General features: G+C 58.9%; 17 protein-coding genes and 1 other RNA gene. 8 read left to right on the top strand and 10 right to left on the bottom strand.

The window, feature by feature from the left end:
* Window positions 1-27: 27 nt before the first annotated feature.
* The 10 genes from rseP to ACR0KX_RS07180 all read right to left on the bottom strand — a co-directional run bounded on the left by rseP (window position 28) and on the right by ACR0KX_RS07180 (window position 9,039).
* Window positions 28-1,380 carry an RIP metalloprotease RseP gene (gene rseP, locus ACR0KX_RS07225; protein WP_170621781.1) on the bottom strand — a complete coding sequence of 451 codons (1,353 nt, stop codon included), beginning with the start codon at window positions 1,378-1,380 and terminating at the stop codon, window positions 28-30.
* A 4-nt stretch (window positions 1,381-1,384) separates the two neighbouring features.
* Window positions 1,385-2,557 carry a 1-deoxy-D-xylulose-5-phosphate reductoisomerase gene (gene dxr / locus ACR0KX_RS07220; protein ID WP_170450795.1) on the bottom strand — a complete coding sequence of 391 codons (1,173 nt, stop codon included), beginning with the start codon at window positions 2,555-2,557 and terminating at the stop codon, window positions 1,385-1,387.
* Window positions 2,557-3,339 (bottom strand): phosphatidate cytidylyltransferase, encoded by a 783-nt coding sequence (locus tag ACR0KX_RS07215; protein WP_480708395.1) that lies wholly within the window; start codon window positions 3,337-3,339, stop codon window positions 2,557-2,559. Before ACR0KX_RS07215 ends, dxr begins: the two co-directional genes overlap by 1 nt.
* Window positions 3,336-4,067 (bottom strand): isoprenyl transferase, encoded by a 732-nt coding sequence (locus ACR0KX_RS07210; protein ID WP_170450798.1) that lies wholly within the window; start codon window positions 4,065-4,067, stop codon window positions 3,336-3,338. The genes ACR0KX_RS07215 and ACR0KX_RS07210 overlap by 4 nt, the downstream gene beginning before the upstream one ends.
* 9 nt (window positions 4,068-4,076) lie before the next feature.
* Window positions 4,077-4,640 (bottom strand): ribosome recycling factor, encoded by a 564-nt coding sequence (gene frr / locus ACR0KX_RS07205; RefSeq protein WP_170450800.1) that lies wholly within the window; start codon window positions 4,638-4,640, stop codon window positions 4,077-4,079.
* 168 nt (window positions 4,641-4,808) lie between these two features.
* Window positions 4,809-5,804: an acryloyl-CoA reductase gene (gene acuI, locus ACR0KX_RS07200; RefSeq protein ID WP_170450802.1), complete on the bottom strand. Its 996-nt coding sequence runs from the start codon at window positions 5,802-5,804 to the stop codon at window positions 4,809-4,811.
* Between the two features lie 103 nt (window positions 5,805-5,907).
* Window positions 5,908-7,011 carry a dimethylsulfoniopropionate demethylase gene (locus tag ACR0KX_RS07195; protein WP_170621779.1) on the bottom strand — a complete coding sequence of 368 codons (1,104 nt, stop codon included), beginning with the start codon at window positions 7,009-7,011 and terminating at the stop codon, window positions 5,908-5,910.
* Complete coding sequence (locus tag ACR0KX_RS07190; RefSeq protein WP_480708169.1) at window positions 7,012-7,557, bottom strand: DinB family protein; 546 nt, start codon at window positions 7,555-7,557, stop codon at window positions 7,012-7,014.
* Window positions 7,539-8,243: a DUF1326 domain-containing protein gene (locus ACR0KX_RS07185; RefSeq protein WP_170621778.1), complete on the bottom strand. Its 705-nt coding sequence runs from the start codon at window positions 8,241-8,243 to the stop codon at window positions 7,539-7,541. Before ACR0KX_RS07185 ends, ACR0KX_RS07190 begins: the two co-directional genes overlap by 19 nt.
* A 4-nt stretch (window positions 8,244-8,247) precedes the next feature.
* Window positions 8,248-9,039: a DUF2182 domain-containing protein gene (locus tag ACR0KX_RS07180; RefSeq protein ID WP_480708167.1), complete on the bottom strand. Its 792-nt coding sequence runs from the start codon at window positions 9,037-9,039 to the stop codon at window positions 8,248-8,250.
* 86 nt (window positions 9,040-9,125) lie between these two features.
* On the opposite strand from ACR0KX_RS07180, the gene ACR0KX_RS07175 reads away from it, so the two are divergent.
* The 8 genes from ACR0KX_RS07175 (at window position 9,126) to chrA (ending at window position 15,589) form a co-directional block, all read left to right on the top strand.
* Entirely contained in the window at window positions 9,126-9,857 is a 732-nt protein-coding gene (locus ACR0KX_RS07175; RefSeq protein ID WP_480708165.1) for a FadR/GntR family transcriptional regulator, read from the top strand.
* A 129-nt stretch (window positions 9,858-9,986) separates the two neighbouring features.
* Window positions 9,987-11,387, top strand: a complete 1,401-nt coding sequence (locus ACR0KX_RS07170) for a selenium-binding protein SBP56-related protein (RefSeq protein ID WP_170518475.1) — start codon at window positions 9,987-9,989, stop codon at window positions 11,385-11,387.
* Between the two features lie 13 nt (window positions 11,388-11,400).
* The gene (locus tag ACR0KX_RS07165; protein ID WP_480708163.1) at window positions 11,401-12,051 is read left to right on the top strand and encodes a hypothetical protein; all 651 of its coding nucleotides are present in this window, start codon (window positions 11,401-11,403) and stop codon (window positions 12,049-12,051) included.
* A gap of 64 nt (window positions 12,052-12,115) precedes the next feature.
* Window positions 12,116-12,478 carry a DUF4345 family protein gene (locus ACR0KX_RS07160; protein WP_170518469.1) on the top strand — a complete coding sequence of 121 codons (363 nt, stop codon included), beginning with the start codon at window positions 12,116-12,118 and terminating at the stop codon, window positions 12,476-12,478.
* A gap of 36 nt (window positions 12,479-12,514) precedes the next feature.
* Window positions 12,515-12,862: a transfer-messenger RNA gene (gene ssrA, locus ACR0KX_RS07155) on the top strand.
* A 100-nt stretch (window positions 12,863-12,962) separates the two neighbouring features.
* Complete coding sequence (locus tag ACR0KX_RS07150) at window positions 12,963-13,394, top strand: ester cyclase (protein WP_170450821.1); 432 nt, start codon at window positions 12,963-12,965, stop codon at window positions 13,392-13,394.
* Between the two features lie 129 nt (window positions 13,395-13,523).
* Window positions 13,524-14,339 (top strand): sulfurtransferase/chromate resistance protein, encoded by an 816-nt coding sequence (locus ACR0KX_RS07145; protein WP_170450823.1) that lies wholly within the window; start codon window positions 13,524-13,526, stop codon window positions 14,337-14,339.
* Window positions 14,336-15,589 (top strand): chromate efflux transporter, encoded by a 1,254-nt coding sequence (gene chrA / locus ACR0KX_RS07140; protein WP_170621774.1) that lies wholly within the window; start codon window positions 14,336-14,338, stop codon window positions 15,587-15,589. Before ACR0KX_RS07145 ends, chrA begins: the two co-directional genes overlap by 4 nt.
* Window positions 15,590-15,618: the final 29 nt, after the last annotated feature.

Here is a 15,618-nt window from a genome sequence, read left to right as displayed (position 1 = left end):
GGCTTTCCTGTGCGGCTTGCGCCACAATCAGCAAAACAGGTCGTTGGTCACCGAGAACAACATCAGGCTGAGAATAACCGTGATTCCAACAGTCATCAGAATCCGCAATGCCATGTCGCTGGGTGGTTTTCCGGTCACGGCCTCATAGGCGTAGAACAGCAGATGACCACCATCCAGAGCCGGAATCGGGAACAGATTCAGCAACCCGACTGCGGTGGACAGGACGGCGATGAAGAAGATAAAGCTTTGCGCGCCTTGGCTGGCCATTGCGCCCGACGTCTCGGCGATGCCAATCGGGCCGGAGATGTTGCAGGTGCTGATCGCGCCGGTGATCATATGCCACATCCCCGACAGCGATCCTTCGATGATGCGGATCGTTTGATTGACGCCGCCTGTTAGCGAGTCAAACAGACCCGCAGGCTGGGTTGCAGGTTCCAGCATCATTCCACCGACGATACCGATGCGCCAATGGGTCTGAAAACCGCCATCAGACTTTGGTTCATCCGTGCGGCGCGGGGCCAGTGCAAACTCAAGATCGGCCCCGTCGCGCCAGACATTCAGCAACAGAACCCGACCATCCGAGCTTTCGACAAATTCCTTGAGCTGCTCGAACGCAAAGATCGGTTCACCATTTACCGAGGTGATGACATCCCCCTGCTCAAGCTGGATATCCATGGCCGCGCTGCGCGGCGCGACCTGACGGATCAGCGGCGGAAACAGCCACGGGGCTTCAACATCGATGGTCTGCCCATCGCGAATGACCGTGTAGTCCAGCACTGGCTCAACCGGCAGCGAGTCGGTGAACTCGCTCCAGGTGCTTTCCTCATCGAAATCCGGTGTTTGGATGCCTGCGATTGCGACGATCTCATCACCGACCTGCAAACCCTGAACGGTGCCCGGCAGGGGTTGCAACTCACCCACGGTCAAAGGCTCGCGCGAAACGCCCTGAGACCAGAAGATCAGCCCGAACACGATGATCGACATTGCAAAGTTGAACACAGGACCCGCCGCAACAGTGGCCGCCCGCGCCCAGAGCGGCGCGCCGTGCATCGTGCGACGCAGTTCTTTGGGGCTTTGTTCGGCGATCTCTTCCATCGCCTCTTCGTCCTTGCCCGACGCCGCGTTGGCATCGCCCAGAAACTTCACATAGCCGCCAAAGGGGAGCAAAGCGATCTGCCAGCGGGTGCCGCGCTTGTCCATGCGGCTCCACAGCACCGGGCCGAACCCGATGGAAAACACCTCGGCATGAATGCCTGACCAGCGCCCGACGATGTAATGGCCATATTCGTGCACCGCGACAATGGCGGACAAGGCGATGACAAAGGCCACAATGGTCCAAAGCAAATTGCCAAATTGCGGGATCAGGGAAAGTAGGTCCAAATGTCTATCCTGCTCGTTTGCTTACGGCTTCATCCGCCCATTGCCGTGCCAGTTGGTCCGTTTGCTGTACGTTATCAAGAGTCAAAGCGGCATCAATAAGACTATGTCCCGCTTCGAATCTGTCCAGAACCATTGCGACAATATCCGCCATGCTGGGGAAATTGATTCGACCCGCGATAAAGTGATCCAGCGCCCGTTCCTTGGCCGCGTTGAACACAGCCCCCGACAAGCCCCCGCGCGCCATCACGTCCCGCGCCAGTTTCAGCGCCGGATAGCGGGCCAGGTCGGGGTCCTGGAAGTTCAACTGCCCAATGGCGGGCAGATCCAGCCGCTGAACGGGCAAGTCCTGCCGATTGGGCCAATGTAGCGCGAATCCAATGGCGTGGCGCATATCCGGCGCGCCCAAATGGGCCATCACCGCCCCGTCGCGAAACCCGACCAGCGCATGAACGATGGATTCGGGATGGACCAGAACCTCGATCTGATCCGGGGCGACGCCAAAGAACTCTTTCGTTTCGATGACCTCAAGTGCCTTGTTGAACATGGACGCGCTATCGATGGTAATCCGCTGACCCATATCCCAATTCGGGTGGCTCGAGGCCTGTTCGACCGTCGCCTTGGCCAGATCGTCCAGCGGCCAGTCCCGGAATGCGCCGCCGCTGGCGGTGATGATGATGCGCTCGACCGCATCAATCTCTTCCCCCAACAGTGCCTGAAACACGGCCGAATGCTCGCTGTCCACCGGTAGCAGGCGGGCATTGTGGGTCTTGGCTGTTTCCAGCACCAAAGGCCCGGCACAAACCAGCGTTTCTTTGTTGGCAAGCGCCAGTGTCGCGCCTTGCTTCAACGCTTCGATCCCCGGCGCAAGACCGGCGGCTCCGACAATCGCAGACATGACCCAATCCGCCGGGCGCGCCGCCGCTTCGGTCAGTGCTTGAGATCCTGCGGCAGCTTCGACACCAGACCCCTGCAACGCGTCGCGCAGGTCCGGCAGGCGATCCTCAAAGGCCGTGACGGCCAAATCGGCCTTCAATCGACGGGCATCAGCAGCAAGCTGTTCGATATTCGCACCACCTGTCAGCGCCACGACGTCATAGGCCTGCGGATCCCGCGCGATCAGATCAATCGTGTTCTGACCGACAGAACCGGTCGCGCCAAAAATCGATACTTTGCGCATCACATTGCCCCGGGTGAATAAAGCAGGCCTGCCAGCAAGACAAACAGGGCCGCACCCATCATGCCGTCAAACCGGTCCAGAAACCCGCCATGGCCCGGTATCAGGTTCGAGCTGTCCTTGACCCCGAACCTGCGCTTTACCGCGCTTTCCACGATATCGCCTGCCTGACTGGCCATGGACGCAAAGACCGAGACCATTACGAACAGAACGCCAAACCCGCCATGGGCGGCAAACGCGACCCCGACAATAACAGCAGCGACCCAACCGCCTGCCGTACCAGACCATGTCTTCTTGGGGCTGACCTTGGGCCAGAACTTCGGCCCGCCGATGGTCTTGCCCACGAAATAACCCGCGACATCGGTGGCGACCACAATGGCGATCAGCCAGATCATCCAGCCGAACCCCATATTCTCGCGGATCGAGATAAATCCCAGCCCTGCCCCGGCAATCCAGATCACAAAGATGGCGTACAGCCCCCTGGAGTGGCTGACCTGCCCGGCCCCCACCAGCGCCGGGGCCAGCAAGATCGGTAGTTTGTAAAGCGGCGGCACATGGTAACTCAGAACCACCGCGATGCCCGTCAGAATGCCCAGTTGAACCGCCACACCCATGCGCTGCGGTTCGATCATCCGAACCAGTTCCCATGTCATGATGGCGCAGGCGATGGCGATGAACGCCTCGAACCACAGACCGCCCAGCCACACCTCGATCGAGCCGATGGCCACAAGCACAATGGCGGACAGAACCCGCGTCGTCAGATCAGACCATCGGCCTTCGCTCATGCCGGAACTGCCCCAAAGCGTCTCTCGCGCGAGCCGTAGTTGCGACACAGGCGTTCCAGTTCAGCGGCGGTGAAATCGGGCCACAAGGTGTCGATGAACTCATATTCGGAATAGGCCGACTGCCAGAGCAGAAAGTTCGAAATCCGAGCCTCACCACTGGTGCGGATCACCAGATCAGGGTCGGGAAGAACCCGGGTATCCAGATATTTCGGCAGGGTTTCTTCATCCACATCTTCAGGCTTCAACCGCCCCTCGGCGACATCACTGGCCAGACGTTTGGTGGCCCGCGCAACCTCATCCCGACCGCCGTAGTTCAGCGCCACCGTCAGATGGACAAGGTCATTATCCTTGGTCTCTTCCTCAAGAGAATCCATCAGATCGGTCAACTTGGAATCCAGGCGCACCCGATCCCCGATGAACCGCACACGAATGCCGTTATCCGCCAGCGTCTTGGTTTCTTTCAGGATATACCGGCGAAACAGGCTCATCAGCCCGGCGACCTCGACCTGTGTCCGCTTCCAATTCTCGGTCGAAAAGGCAAAGATTGTCAGGTATTTGATCCCCAGTCCCGGGCAGGCCTCAACCACTTCGCGCACGCGCCGTGCGCCTGCATGGTGCCCAAACAGCCGGGGCCGACCGCGCGCCTGCGCCCAACGGCCATTGCCATCCATGATAATGGCCACATGGCGCGGACCAGCACAGGGCTCGGTGTGGGGATCTTTGGGCATGAGACCGGCTCAGACCTGCATGATTTCGGACTGCTTGGTCTCAAGCGCGGCATCAACGGCCTTGATCATCTCATCCGTCAGGTCCTGCACTTCGCTTTCCCAGAACTTCTGATCGTCCTCGGACATGCCGTCAGCCTTGGCTTTCTTGATCTGGTCCATCCCGTCGCGGCGCACATTCCGGATCGAAACCCGGGCGCTTTCGGCGTACTGCCCGGCGACCTTGCCCAACTCGCGGCGACGTTCTTCGTTCAGTTCGGGGATCGGCAACATGATGATCGTGCCGTTTAGCTGTGGATTGATCCCCAGCCCGCTTTCACGGATTGCCTTTTCCACCTTACCGACCAGGGACTTATCCCAGACATTGACCGTCACCATCCGGGGCTCGGGCACATTGACCGTGCCAACCTGATTGATCGGTGTCATCGACCCATAAGCATCCACCATCACCGGCTCCAGCATCGAGGCCGAGGCCCGCCCGGTCCGCAGTGAGGCAAATTCGGTTCTGAGGTTGGACATCGCGCCTTCCATGCGGCGCTTCAGATCATCGGTGTCCAGTTCGAAGTCGTCAGACATGCAGCTCACTCCCCGTCTTCAGGTGCTGTTTGGATGGGTCTTACGCCATCGCACTTGGGATGTATAGCAATCATGATCAGGAATTGTGCCAATGACCAGAGTTGTTTCGGTCCTTTTTCGCCAGGTTTTGATCAGCCGGGACAGGCACGCCCCGGCTGCCATGTCAGATCAGGCGTTCACGTCGACAACCACGCGCCCTTTGACCTGACCTTTGAGAATATCCGCGCCCAGTCCGGGCAGATCGGACAGCGCGGCGGGGTGCACCATCGCCTCCAGCTTATCCATAGGCAGGTCGGTCGCGATCCGCTGCCACGCGCGCACGCGGTTTTCATAGGGCTGCATCACGCTGTCGATGCCCAGCAGGTTCACACCGCGCAACAGGAAGGGAATCACTGTCGCAGGCAGCCCCGCGCCCCCGGCCAGACCTACGGCCGCGACCGAGCCGCCGTATTTCATCTGCCCCAGCACCCGCGCCAGCATCTCTCCGCCAACAGCATCCACACAACCCGCCCAGGTTTCGCTTTCCAGCGGGCGTTTGGTGGTCTCGTTCAACTCCTCACGCGGCACAATGGTCGTGGCCCCAAGCGACTTCAGATAATCCCCGGTCTCGGGCCGCCCGGTCACGGCGGCGACCTCGTAACCCAGGTTGCCCAGAATGGCGGTCGCCACGGACCCAACGCCGCCTGCGGCACCGGTGACCAGAACCGGACCTTTGTCCGGGGACAGACCATGATCCTCCAACGCCATGACAGCCAGCATGGCCGTGAAACCAGCAGTTCCCACCGCCATCGCCTGCCGCGCGCTCAGCCCGTCCGGCAAGGGAACCAGCCAATCCGCCAAAGCGTTGGCTTTCTGCGAATATCCGCCCCAATGCGCCTCACCCACGCGCCAACCGGTCAATACCACCTTGTCGCCGGGCGCGTACCGATCGTCCGAGGACGCCTCGACCGTACCCGCATAATCGATGCCCGGCACATGTGGGTACGACCGCACCAACCCGCCCCCTTTGGGCGACATGCACAGACCGTCCTTATAGTTCACTGTCGAGTATTCGACGGCAACCGTCACCTCACCATGGGGCAGATCATCTGCTGAAAGCTGCTTGACCGAAGCGCTCGCCAGCCCGCTTTCTTCATCCTTGTCCATTACTAACGCATTGAACATTTGCAGTTCCTTTCGTTTCCAAAAAACCAGATCCGAGTCTTCTTCTGGCTAAAAATATCCCGGGGGAGTCGCGCAGCGACGGGGGCAGAGCCCCCTTCCCCCTCTACACCCAGAAATGCGCCTTCACCTGCGCGCGGCGCGTGCCATCCGGCGTTTCAACATCCAGTTCGGTCCCCGGTTCCCAATGACTCAGGCGGATCATGCCGATGGAGACATTCGTTTCGAAATCGGGCGACCAGACAGACGAGGTCACCTGCCCCACCTGTTTCCCATCCACAGAAGCCGGCCATGGTCGATCGCAGGGCGGCACCGGGTCGCCCTGAATTGCAATCGGTCGGATTTGTTGCACCGGGCCTTCCTTGGCCACGCGCAGCAAGGCATCGCGCCCGATGCAGCCAATGGCCGTGTGCGTGTTGCAGAACTTGCCCAGTCCACATTCATGCGGCGTGTTGTCGTCGGTCATGTCATTGCCATAAGACAATAAGCCGCCTTCGATACGTTCGATCAGGTTCGGACACCCGGCCCGCACCTGAAGGTCCTCGCCCGCCTTGAACAGCGCGTTCCAAAGCGGCATCCCGATATCGCCGCCCTCGACATAGATCTCGAACCCGCCCTGTTTCGAATAGCCAGATCGCGCAACAGCCAGATCGCGACCTTCGAACTCGAACATGTCGAACTTGAAAAACCGGATATCACGCACCCGATCTCCGAAGACACGCGCCATCAACTCATCGGCCTTGGGCCCCTGAACTGCCAAAGGCGAGACGTCAGGCTCGTCCACCAGCACGTCCAACCGATACCCATTTGCCAATCCTTTGACCCACAACAACAAATCACTGTCGGCAATGGAAATCCACCAGCGGTCCTCGGACAGCTTCACCGCAACGGGATCGTTTAGCATCCCACCGGTTTCATCCACGATGGGCACGTAATAGCACTGCCCCGGCAGCATCCCGCGCAGGTCACGGGGCGTCAGCATCTGCATCAGCCGCGCCGCATCCGGGCCGCGCAGTTCCACCTGCCGCTCGCAGGATACATCCCAGACCTGAACATGCTCTTTCAGATGGCGATAGTCGGCTTCTACACTTTCAAAAACCGTCGGCAACAACATGCGATTGTAAACCGTATAGCCTTTGACCCCCGCAGCCTCGACCCCGTCGGAAAAGGGCGTGCGCCGCAAGCGGCGAGACAAGGATATTTGCGGCATTCAGCCCTCCTGCGGCAGGAAAACCAGATCACTGACCGGGGCCTCAGACCCGGTCTCGGTCAGCATTTTGTGCAATTGACCGCGATGATGCGTCTGGTGGTTGAAAAAATGCATGATGCATTGCGCGTAAGGCAATGTAATATCACCTTCTTTTGCCGCCGAATACCAGGTAAACGGGCCGGTGATCAGATCATCACCCAACGTGTTCGCCCAATCGGCAATCCGGATATCCACGGTCTTACGCAGAGACAGCCAACTGGCCAGATCAGGACACAGATAGACGCTTTCATGGATGCCGCCGCCTTTGCGATGGATGTTGCTTTCCGGGCCCGGCCCTTTGTCGAACCGGGACATCCAGATCCAATCGCCCCACAGCAAATGGTTCGCCGTGCCCAGGATCGAGCCAAAAAACGCCCCGCGTTCGCGCGTTAGTTCCTCTGAGGTCAATGCTTGAAGGAACTCGGCCAACTGACTGTTTTGCCATTGATTGTAGCGCGACATCTCACGCGCATAGGCTCCGGTAATCATCACTTTGGCCCATGCCAATCGATGGGGCAAATTTCGGCCGATTTGCCGCCGAAATCCCAGACACGGCCATAATCGCGCACCTTGGACTTGGTGCCGCGCGCCACGATGATGTCCGGTCCCATCCAGTATTTCGAGTTCGAGACCATCACGGGATGCTCGGGGTCCTTGCCCGCCAGCATCTCGATCTCACCCTGAATTTTGCGACCGATTACGATCCGGCGTTTGGTGCCGTCGCGCTCGATTACGACCGGAGCCCGCTCTGCCCCGATGATCTCGCTCACCAGCATGGTGAACAAGCCGGTGGTGCCGCCCGCCTGACCGCTGAAAATCTGCAATAGCCCGTTATACGCCTTGCCGCTGGCACGTTCGTCCACATAGGCGGCGACTTTCCATTGCCCCTCGCCCATGCGGCCCGGAATGTCGACCAGCAGGCCGACGCACAGACCCGAGAGGTCCTCACCCTCGTAATGCCCCTCATCAATGATGACACCCATCCACGCGTGACAATGCCCCTCGGTCGGAGGGTGCGCGCCCAGCGAGACAACGCAGGGACAAAACACATCGCACGAGCAGTTCAGGATCAGCTCGCCCTTTATGGCCCATTCCGTCGGGCTCATCTCGCGCCGTTTCGGGTTGGGCATACGGCTGTCGATCCGCTGACTTATGGGAAGCCTGTCCGCTTCGGGTTTTCTGTTTTTTGCCATCGGCTTATCCTCCGTATGCAAAGGGATAGATCAGCAGGACAAGACCGCCTGCAATCAACGCAAACCCCATGGGTCGGGTCACAACATGCCCGATCTGGGGAAGTTTTTCCAAAACCATGAACAGGGTGGCCAGACCCATCCACAAAAGGCTCATGACACCACCGACAAAGCCAAGTGCCATGAAGCCCCAGCAACAGCCCACGCAAAACGCGCCAAGGCCCAGCCCCATTTTCACGCCGCCTGTGAAACCGGTTTTCCAATGGCCCAGGAAATAGGTCATCGGCGCATGGCAGACGCCGTGGCAGACCTCTTTCACGCGGGTGAACTGGAAGGCACCGACGACGATCAGCAACCCTCCGGCCACCCAGTTGGACTTGGCGATGCCCAGCATGTAAATGGCGCCGCCGAACAACAAAGCCAGCTGAACGCCGGTGATCAGCGCCGCGAAGCCCACCCAGACGATGAAATATCCGGTCAGAACGCCCAGCCATCCGCCGCGCGAGCCATTCGCGCTGTGGATCAGGTCGTCATAGCTGCGCAGGGTTGGCACCAGAGTCGGCAGCATCATCGCCGCCATCATGATCGCCCACATCCAGAACAGCGGGCCAAACTCGGCCATGGGCATATACATGTCCATACGCGGGTCCATCGCCGCCATGGCCTGCCCCATCGGACCCGGACGACCGATCCAATCCAGGTCCATGTCGCGGCTCATCGAGAACATGACCCACCAGGCCCACAGGATCAGCACATAGAACGCCAGCCACATCCCGCTGCGTAGCATTGCGCGACTCATGTGATCCCCTCCGACTCAACTCCCTTGCTTTTCAAATGTCAGACTTTTAAATGTCAGACAAATAAAATCGTAAAGCCGCGTGCAAAATGAAGATTAACCCACAGAAAACCGCAGACCTGTCCGCGCAAATCGCGCAGGCCATTCGCGATGCGATTGTCTCGGGTGAGTTGATCGTGGATGAGCGTTTGCCGTCCGAGGCCGAATTGGCCGACCAATTTCAGGTCTCACGCCCAACGGTCCGTGAGGCGCTGAAACGTCTGGCGGCTCAGTCCCTGATCCGCACCCAGCGCGGGGCAACCGGCGGGGCCTTTGTGAACCGCATCAGTTTTGAAGATGCGTATTCGCAGCAAATCACCACTTCGACCTTGTTGCTGTCGATGAACGCGGTGCGCTTCGATACGGCTTGCGAGGCGCGATATGCGCTGGAACGCGCCTGCGCCCCCTTGTCTGCGCAGCGTCGCACAGCAGATCAACTCGCCACCATGCGGGCCGAGATTTTCCGACAGGCGCAGCCCGGCTTGACGGATGAGGCGTTTTGCGCCTCGGACGTCGCCTTTCACCGGGCACTTGTGGATGGCGCGGGCAATCCGGTTCTGTCCTATCAACTGGCAGGCGCGGTCGAGGCGATGCAGCCCCTGATGAACATGATCACCTTCACCGCAAGGTCACGCGAAGAGATCATCTTGCTTCACACCAAGATCGCCGACGCCCTTGAAGCGCATGACGCCACAACGGTCGATGCCACCTTGGTCGAGCTGGAAGCTTACACCCGCCAACTGGCCCAGGACGTGGCCGAGCGCAAACGCAAACCCGCCTGATCCCGATCAGGCCCCAGGATTGACGCAGACGAACAGGCACAAGGAAGACAGAGCAGGCAGGATGTCACCCGGCGCCAAGACCGGAACTCTCAATACAAATTGAATATCAATTGCTTACGGGAGGACGTTATGAACACAAGACCGGACCCAACCTTTTATCCATCCGCCAAGCTGGCGATGGAGGGCCCCGCCGAGACGCTTGCTTTCACGCTGATGCTGAGCCCGGATTTTTCGCAACCCGACGGGCTGGCGGTTGTGAATGTCGATCCGACATCCGACGATTTCGGCAAGATCGTCCACAAGGTGATGATGCCGGAAAAAGGTGATGAGTTTCATCATTTTGGCTGGAACGCCTGTTCCTCGGCCTTGTCACCGCTTACCGGCCATGCGTTTCTGGAACGGCGCTATCTGATTATTCCGGGTATTCGGTCGAGCCGGATTTACGTGATCGACGTCAAGAACCCGCTTGAGGCCAAGATCCACAAGATCATCGAACCCGAAGAAGTCTTTGCAAAGACGGGGTATTCCCGCCCTCACACCATCCATTGCGGCCCCGAGGGCATCTATGTCAGCACGCTGGGTGGTGGCGGTGAAGATGGGACCGATGGCCCGCCGGGTATCTTCATCATGGATTGCCAAAGCTTTGAGATCATAGGGCGGTATGAGATCGAGCGCGGCGTGCAGGACAAGCACTATGATTTCTGGTGGAACCTGCCACGCGATTACATGGTCAGTTCTGAATGGGGACTTCCTCCGCAGTTCGAAAACGGCATCGTGGCCGAGGATCTGTTGTCGAACAAATACGGTCACAGCATCCACTTCTGGAACCTGCGCAACCGGACCAATATCCAGACCATCGATCTGGGTGAAAACCACCAGATGGCGCTGGAAATCCGCCCGGCCCATGATCCGGTCAAGCAATACGGGTTCTGCGGCGTGGTTGTGGACACCACCAACCTGCAAGGCGCGATTTTCACGTGGTGGCGCAATGAGGACGGCACGTTCGAGGCCAAAAAGACCATCACCATCGACCCGCAACCAGCCGACCCGGATGACCTGCCCGATCTGCTGAAGGGATTCTCGGCCGTTCCGCCATTGGTCACTGATATCGACCTGAGCCTCGACGACAAATATCTCTATGTCGCTTGCTGGGGCACGGGTGAGATGCATCAGTACGATGTCTCGGACCCGATGAACCCGACGCTGGCGGGCAAGGTTGAAATCGGTGGTATCGTCAAGAAAACCAAACATCCAAACGGTCAGGATTTTGGTTACGGCCCGCAGATGGTGGAGATTAGCCGAGACGGTAAACGCGTCTACTGGACCAACTCGCTTTATTCCACATGGGATGATCAGTTCTATCCCGGTGAACGCGGCGCGGCGATGGTCAAGGCCGATGTCGGCGAAAACGGTGGCCTGACGCTGGACCCGAACTTCTGGGTCGAATTCCCCGACGGCTACCGCAGCCACCAGATCCGGCTAGAGGGCGGAGACTGCTCGACCGACAGCTTCTGCTACCCCTCGGTCTGAGTTGGAGGCTCTGATGACATCAACGGCTGGCCTGTGGCTGGCCGTTGTTCTCAGCGGCGCGTATCACGGGCTGAACCCCGGAATGGGCTGGCCGCTGGCTGTTTCTTCGGCATTGATGGAGCAGCGCCAATCCGCCCTCTGGCGCGCGCTGGTGGCCTTGGCAGGCGGGCACTTCGTGGCGATGCTGGGGGTCCTGCTGCCCTTTGCCCTTATGACCGTACTGGTTGACTACCAACGCGAGATTCGCATCGGGGCCGCACTGATCGTCATCGCGATGGGTCTGTATATCGCCCTCACCCAGCGCCACCCTCGATTTTTGTCGCGCGTCCCCCCAAGCAAACTGGCGCTTTGGTCCTTTCTGGTGGCGCTGGCGCATGGGGCCGCGCTGATGCTGGTTCCGATCTATCTGGGCCTGTGCGGCTTGGATGAATTGGATGCCGGGCATCAGGCAATCTTGCGGATCATGACAACGAATGGCCTGCTGGTTCTGGGCGTGGCGGCGCTGCATACCGCCGCGATGATCCTTGGCGGGGGTCTTTTGGCCTATGCCGTCTATCGCTGGCTGGGCCTGCAATTCCTGTCCCGCAGTTGGTTCAATCTGGAATTGATCTGGGCGCTCAGTCTGATTCTGGTTGGAGTTCTGGGGCTGTGGTCTGCGATTTAGTTCTTTTCTTCGGAAAACAACGGATTACCGTTGTCGTCGGATAAGCAAGTTGGAAGAGGCCGAAATGGTAACAACCCTGAATGTAATCGTCGCATTGCTGACCATCGGATTCGGCCTTTTCGGCTTTCTGGCCCCCGCCCACACCGCCAACGCGCTGGATCTGGCCCCGACCGACAGCACAATGGGCCTAAGTGAATTGCGCGCCTCGGTCGGAGGGTTGTTTGTTGTGACCGGCATTGCCGTGATCTGGCTGAACGCGCCGATGGCCTACACAATGTTGGGCGTGGTCTACGCAGGGGCGGCGCTTGGGCGGTTCGTGTCGCTGGCGTTGGACAACCCGCCATTCGTCAAAGCAGCCACTTTTGGTGGAATCGAACTTGTACTGGCCGTCTGGCTGATTGCGGCGAACTTCAACAAAACAACGTAACCATCTGTTCTTGAACGTATCCGCATCCAAAAATCTGGATTTGCAACCCAGCGCCGCCTCACCTATATAGGGTATGTCCTTCGGGACTATGGACATAAACGCGCTCGTAATAAGCGGATCGGACCCGGGGGCGGTACCCGGCGGCTCCACCAACCATCCTTCGTTTGGGGATTTTGGGGCCGAAACAGGATCGACGAACGTCTAAAGGGGTTAGCTTTGTCTCGGCTGTCTGCCACCGTTACCGGCGAAAATAGTACAATTGCAAACGACAATCGTGCTCCGGTTGCAGTTGCTGCGTAAGCAGTAACAAGACCGAAATCTAAGCCCTTGCGCCTAGCCGCGTAAGGCGGGGTTCGCAGGTACCTGGCAACAGAAACCTGCATTTCCACATTATAATGTCTGAGTTTAATTCTTTTTCTGTGCAGATTTAGAGTTTGTTCATCCCTTTCGTCCACTGTCATCCCAGTCAGACAGGAGAGCCGGGATGAAACACACAGATATCCTAAAAGCATGGTACGCCGAGGTTTGGGAACAGGGAAACACCGAAGCGATCGATCAGTATTTTGCGCCCGATACGATGGCCGAGGGGTTGATCCCCGAAATGCAGGTGGGCGCCGACGATTTCCGCGATCTGGTCATGGCCTTCCGTCATATCCTTGGCGAGATCACTGTTGAGATGCCCAAAATCATCGAAAACGGCGATTGGGTTTCAGCCATTCTGCACGTCAAAACCTTCCGCGCCGATAACGGGGCACCGCTGGAGGTCACCGGGCAGGTCATGGCGCGATTCAAGGGCGACAAGATGGTCGAAGCCTATAATCAGTTCGATTTCGTCTCGCTTTTCGAACAACTGGGGCAGTTTCCGCAGGACACACTGCCGGTTTGTATGACGGGGCAAAGACTGGATTGGGCCTGATCCAAGGGTGGTGCAATCTTGACCCATGGGCGGCTTGCACGGTAGCTAGAGCCATGGGGTAAGATTGCGAACGCCCCGTGAGGCGTCAGCCCAAGTTTCGCATGTATCCGAGACTACAAGGAACATGCCATGGCATCGCCAAACTCCATTACCCCAAAGCAATTGTCGCGTCTGATCGGCACACCTCAGGCCCCGATGCTGGTGGATATTTGTCTGGACGAAGATTTTGCGGAGGATCCGTATCTGATCCCCGGTTCATTCCGGCACCCGGTCGCAGACATTGCGGGGCTTGTGCGGCTGGTCTCGGATCGCCGCAGCGTTATCATCTGTCAAAAGGGCAAGAAACTCAGCCAAGGTGTCGTTTCCTGGCTGCGCAGTGAAGGCTGCGCGGCTGAGTATCTGGATGGCGGCATGTATGGTTGGCGCGACCTGCCGGACGGCCTGCGCATTCCGGCCGCGTCTGTGCCGTCGCCGGTTAACGGGCAGACACTGTGGGTCACGCGGCACCGTCCAAAGATTGACCGTATCGCCTGCCCCTGGCTGATCCGTCGCTTTGTCGACCCCAAGGCGAAATTTCTGTTCGTCGCGCCAGCCGAGGTGGAAAGCGTCGCAGAAAAATTCAACGCCACGCCCTTTGACATCGAAAACGCATTCTGGAGCCACCGAGGCGACGCCTGCACATTTGATACACTGTTGGACGAGCTGCGCCTGCGCTCTGAAGCGTTGGATCGGCTTGCAACCGTGGTGCGGGCTGCGGACACCAATCGCCACGACCTTGCCCCCGAGGCAGCCGGATTACTGGCCATCTCGGTCGGCCTGTCACGACAATATCGTGACGATCACGAAAACCTTGAGGCCGGGATGCATCTCTATGACGCCCTGTACCGATGGGCGCGCGACGGGTTTGAAGAAACCCATGACTGGCCGACGGATCGCAGATCATGACGCCTACACTCAGGGAATTAACGCAAGTGTTCGGCAGGATTGGCCTTCTGTCCTTCGGAGGGCCGGCCGCTCAGATCTCGCTGATGCATCACGAGTTGGTTGAACGTCGGCCCTGGCTGGATGAGCAAGCCTATCTGCGAGCCTTGTCCTTGTGCATGTTACTGCCGGGCCCCGAAGCCATGCAACTGGCGACCTATGCGGGTTGGCGCCTGCGCGGCGTGACCGGCGGGTTGATTGCCGGAACCCTGTTTGTGCTGCCCGGCGCGATTGTGATCGCGGCTTTGGTGATGCTTTACGCAGCATTTGGCACCCTGCCCCTGGTTCAGTCGGCCTTTCTTGGGATCAAGGCCACGGTCATCGTGATTGTCCTACAGGCTTTGCTCAAACTGTCCCGCAAGGCGCTGTCGGATGGGGAACACCGCATCCTCGCGGGTCTCGGGTTTCTGGGCATTTTCCTGTTCAACATTCCGTTCCCTTTGATCATTCTGACGGCTGCTCTTTGGGGGTATCTCAGTTTCAAGGGCGCGGTACCCGCACCCGAACCCACCGCTGCAACGACCTTGGCAAAACCGTTTCGTACGATAGCCATTTGGCTGCCCCTGTGGCTGGGACCGCTGGTCCTGCTGACACTGTCGGGGCACCAACTGCTCAGCGATCTGGGCTGGTTCTTTGCCCGTCTGGCGGTTGTGACTTTTGGCGGCGCTTACGCGGTTCTGGCCTACATGACTCAGACGGTCGTCGATCAGTACAACTGGATCAGCACAGGCCAGATGATCGACGCGCTGGGCCTTGCCGAAACAACGCCGGGGCCGCTGATTCTGGTGACGCAGTTCGTTGCCATGCTGACCGGGCAGATAAACGGCGGCGTCACATTGGCCCTGGCAGCGGGTGCTGTGGCGCTATGGGCGACATTTGTTCCCTGTTTCCTCTGGATTTTTCTGGCCGCCCCCTATCTGGACAGCCTTGCGACGAGGCCAAGGCTGACAGCCGCGCTGCACGGCATCACGGCGGCGGTGGTCGGTGTGATTCTCAACCTGTCCGTGTGGTTCGCCCTAAATGTTCTCTTTGATGTGGTCGGTCAGGCAAGCTGGGGGCCGCTGTCAACTCCTGTTCCGGACGTGTTATCCGCAAATTATACTGCTCTGGCCCTGACATTTGCCGCAGGTCTATTGATTTTCAAGGCAAAATTGGGGATGGCAACGGTACTGGCGCTGATGGCTCTGGCTGGCATGGCCATCCATCTATTCTGATCAATCCGGCCATACCTGCTCTTTCGTTT

It is taken from the genome of Ruegeria sp. BG5 (genome assembly GCF_056538425.1).
Note: the sequence above shows the minus strand (reverse complement) of the source record. Positions and strands in the feature narration are given on the sequence as shown.

Excerpts from the sequence above, each read along its gene's own strand:
- dxr (WP_170450795.1), bottom strand. The coding sequence starts at position 2,557 with ATGCGCAAAGTATCGATTTTTGGCGCGACCGGTTCTGTCGGTCAGAAC.
- ACR0KX_RS07215 (WP_480708395.1), bottom strand. The coding sequence starts at position 3,339 with ATGAGCGAAGGCCGATGGTCTGATCTGACGACGCGGGTTCTGTCCGCC.
- ACR0KX_RS07210 (WP_170450798.1), bottom strand. The coding sequence starts at position 4,067 with ATGCCCAAAGATCCCCACACCGAGCCCTGTGCTGGTCCGCGCCATGTG.
- frr (WP_170450800.1), bottom strand. The coding sequence starts at position 4,640 with ATGTCTGACGACTTCGAACTGGACACCGATGATCTGAAGCGCCGCATG.
- acuI (WP_170450802.1), bottom strand. The coding sequence starts at position 5,804 with ATGTTCAATGCGTTAGTAATGGACAAGGATGAAGAAAGCGGGCTGGCG.
- ACR0KX_RS07195 (WP_170621779.1), bottom strand. The coding sequence starts at position 7,011 with ATGCCGCAAATATCCTTGTCTCGCCGCTTGCGGCGCACGCCCTTTTCC.
- ACR0KX_RS07185 (WP_170621778.1), bottom strand. The coding sequence starts at position 8,243 with ATGGCAAAAAACAGAAAACCCGAAGCGGACAGGCTTCCCATAAGTCAG.
- ACR0KX_RS07180 (WP_480708167.1), bottom strand. The coding sequence starts at position 9,039 with ATGAGTCGCGCAATGCTACGCAGCGGGATGTGGCTGGCGTTCTATGTG.
- ACR0KX_RS07175 (WP_480708165.1), top strand. The coding sequence starts at position 9,126 with ATGAAGATTAACCCACAGAAAACCGCAGACCTGTCCGCGCAAATCGCG.
- ACR0KX_RS07170 (WP_170518475.1), top strand. The coding sequence starts at position 9,987 with ATGAACACAAGACCGGACCCAACCTTTTATCCATCCGCCAAGCTGGCG.
- ACR0KX_RS07165 (WP_480708163.1), top strand. The coding sequence starts at position 11,401 with ATGACATCAACGGCTGGCCTGTGGCTGGCCGTTGTTCTCAGCGGCGCG.
- ACR0KX_RS07160 (WP_170518469.1), top strand. The coding sequence starts at position 12,116 with ATGGTAACAACCCTGAATGTAATCGTCGCATTGCTGACCATCGGATTC.
- ACR0KX_RS07150 (WP_170450821.1), top strand. The coding sequence starts at position 12,963 with ATGAAACACACAGATATCCTAAAAGCATGGTACGCCGAGGTTTGGGAA.
- ACR0KX_RS07145 (WP_170450823.1), top strand. The coding sequence starts at position 13,524 with ATGGCATCGCCAAACTCCATTACCCCAAAGCAATTGTCGCGTCTGATC.
- chrA (WP_170621774.1), top strand. The coding sequence starts at position 14,336 with ATGACGCCTACACTCAGGGAATTAACGCAAGTGTTCGGCAGGATTGGC.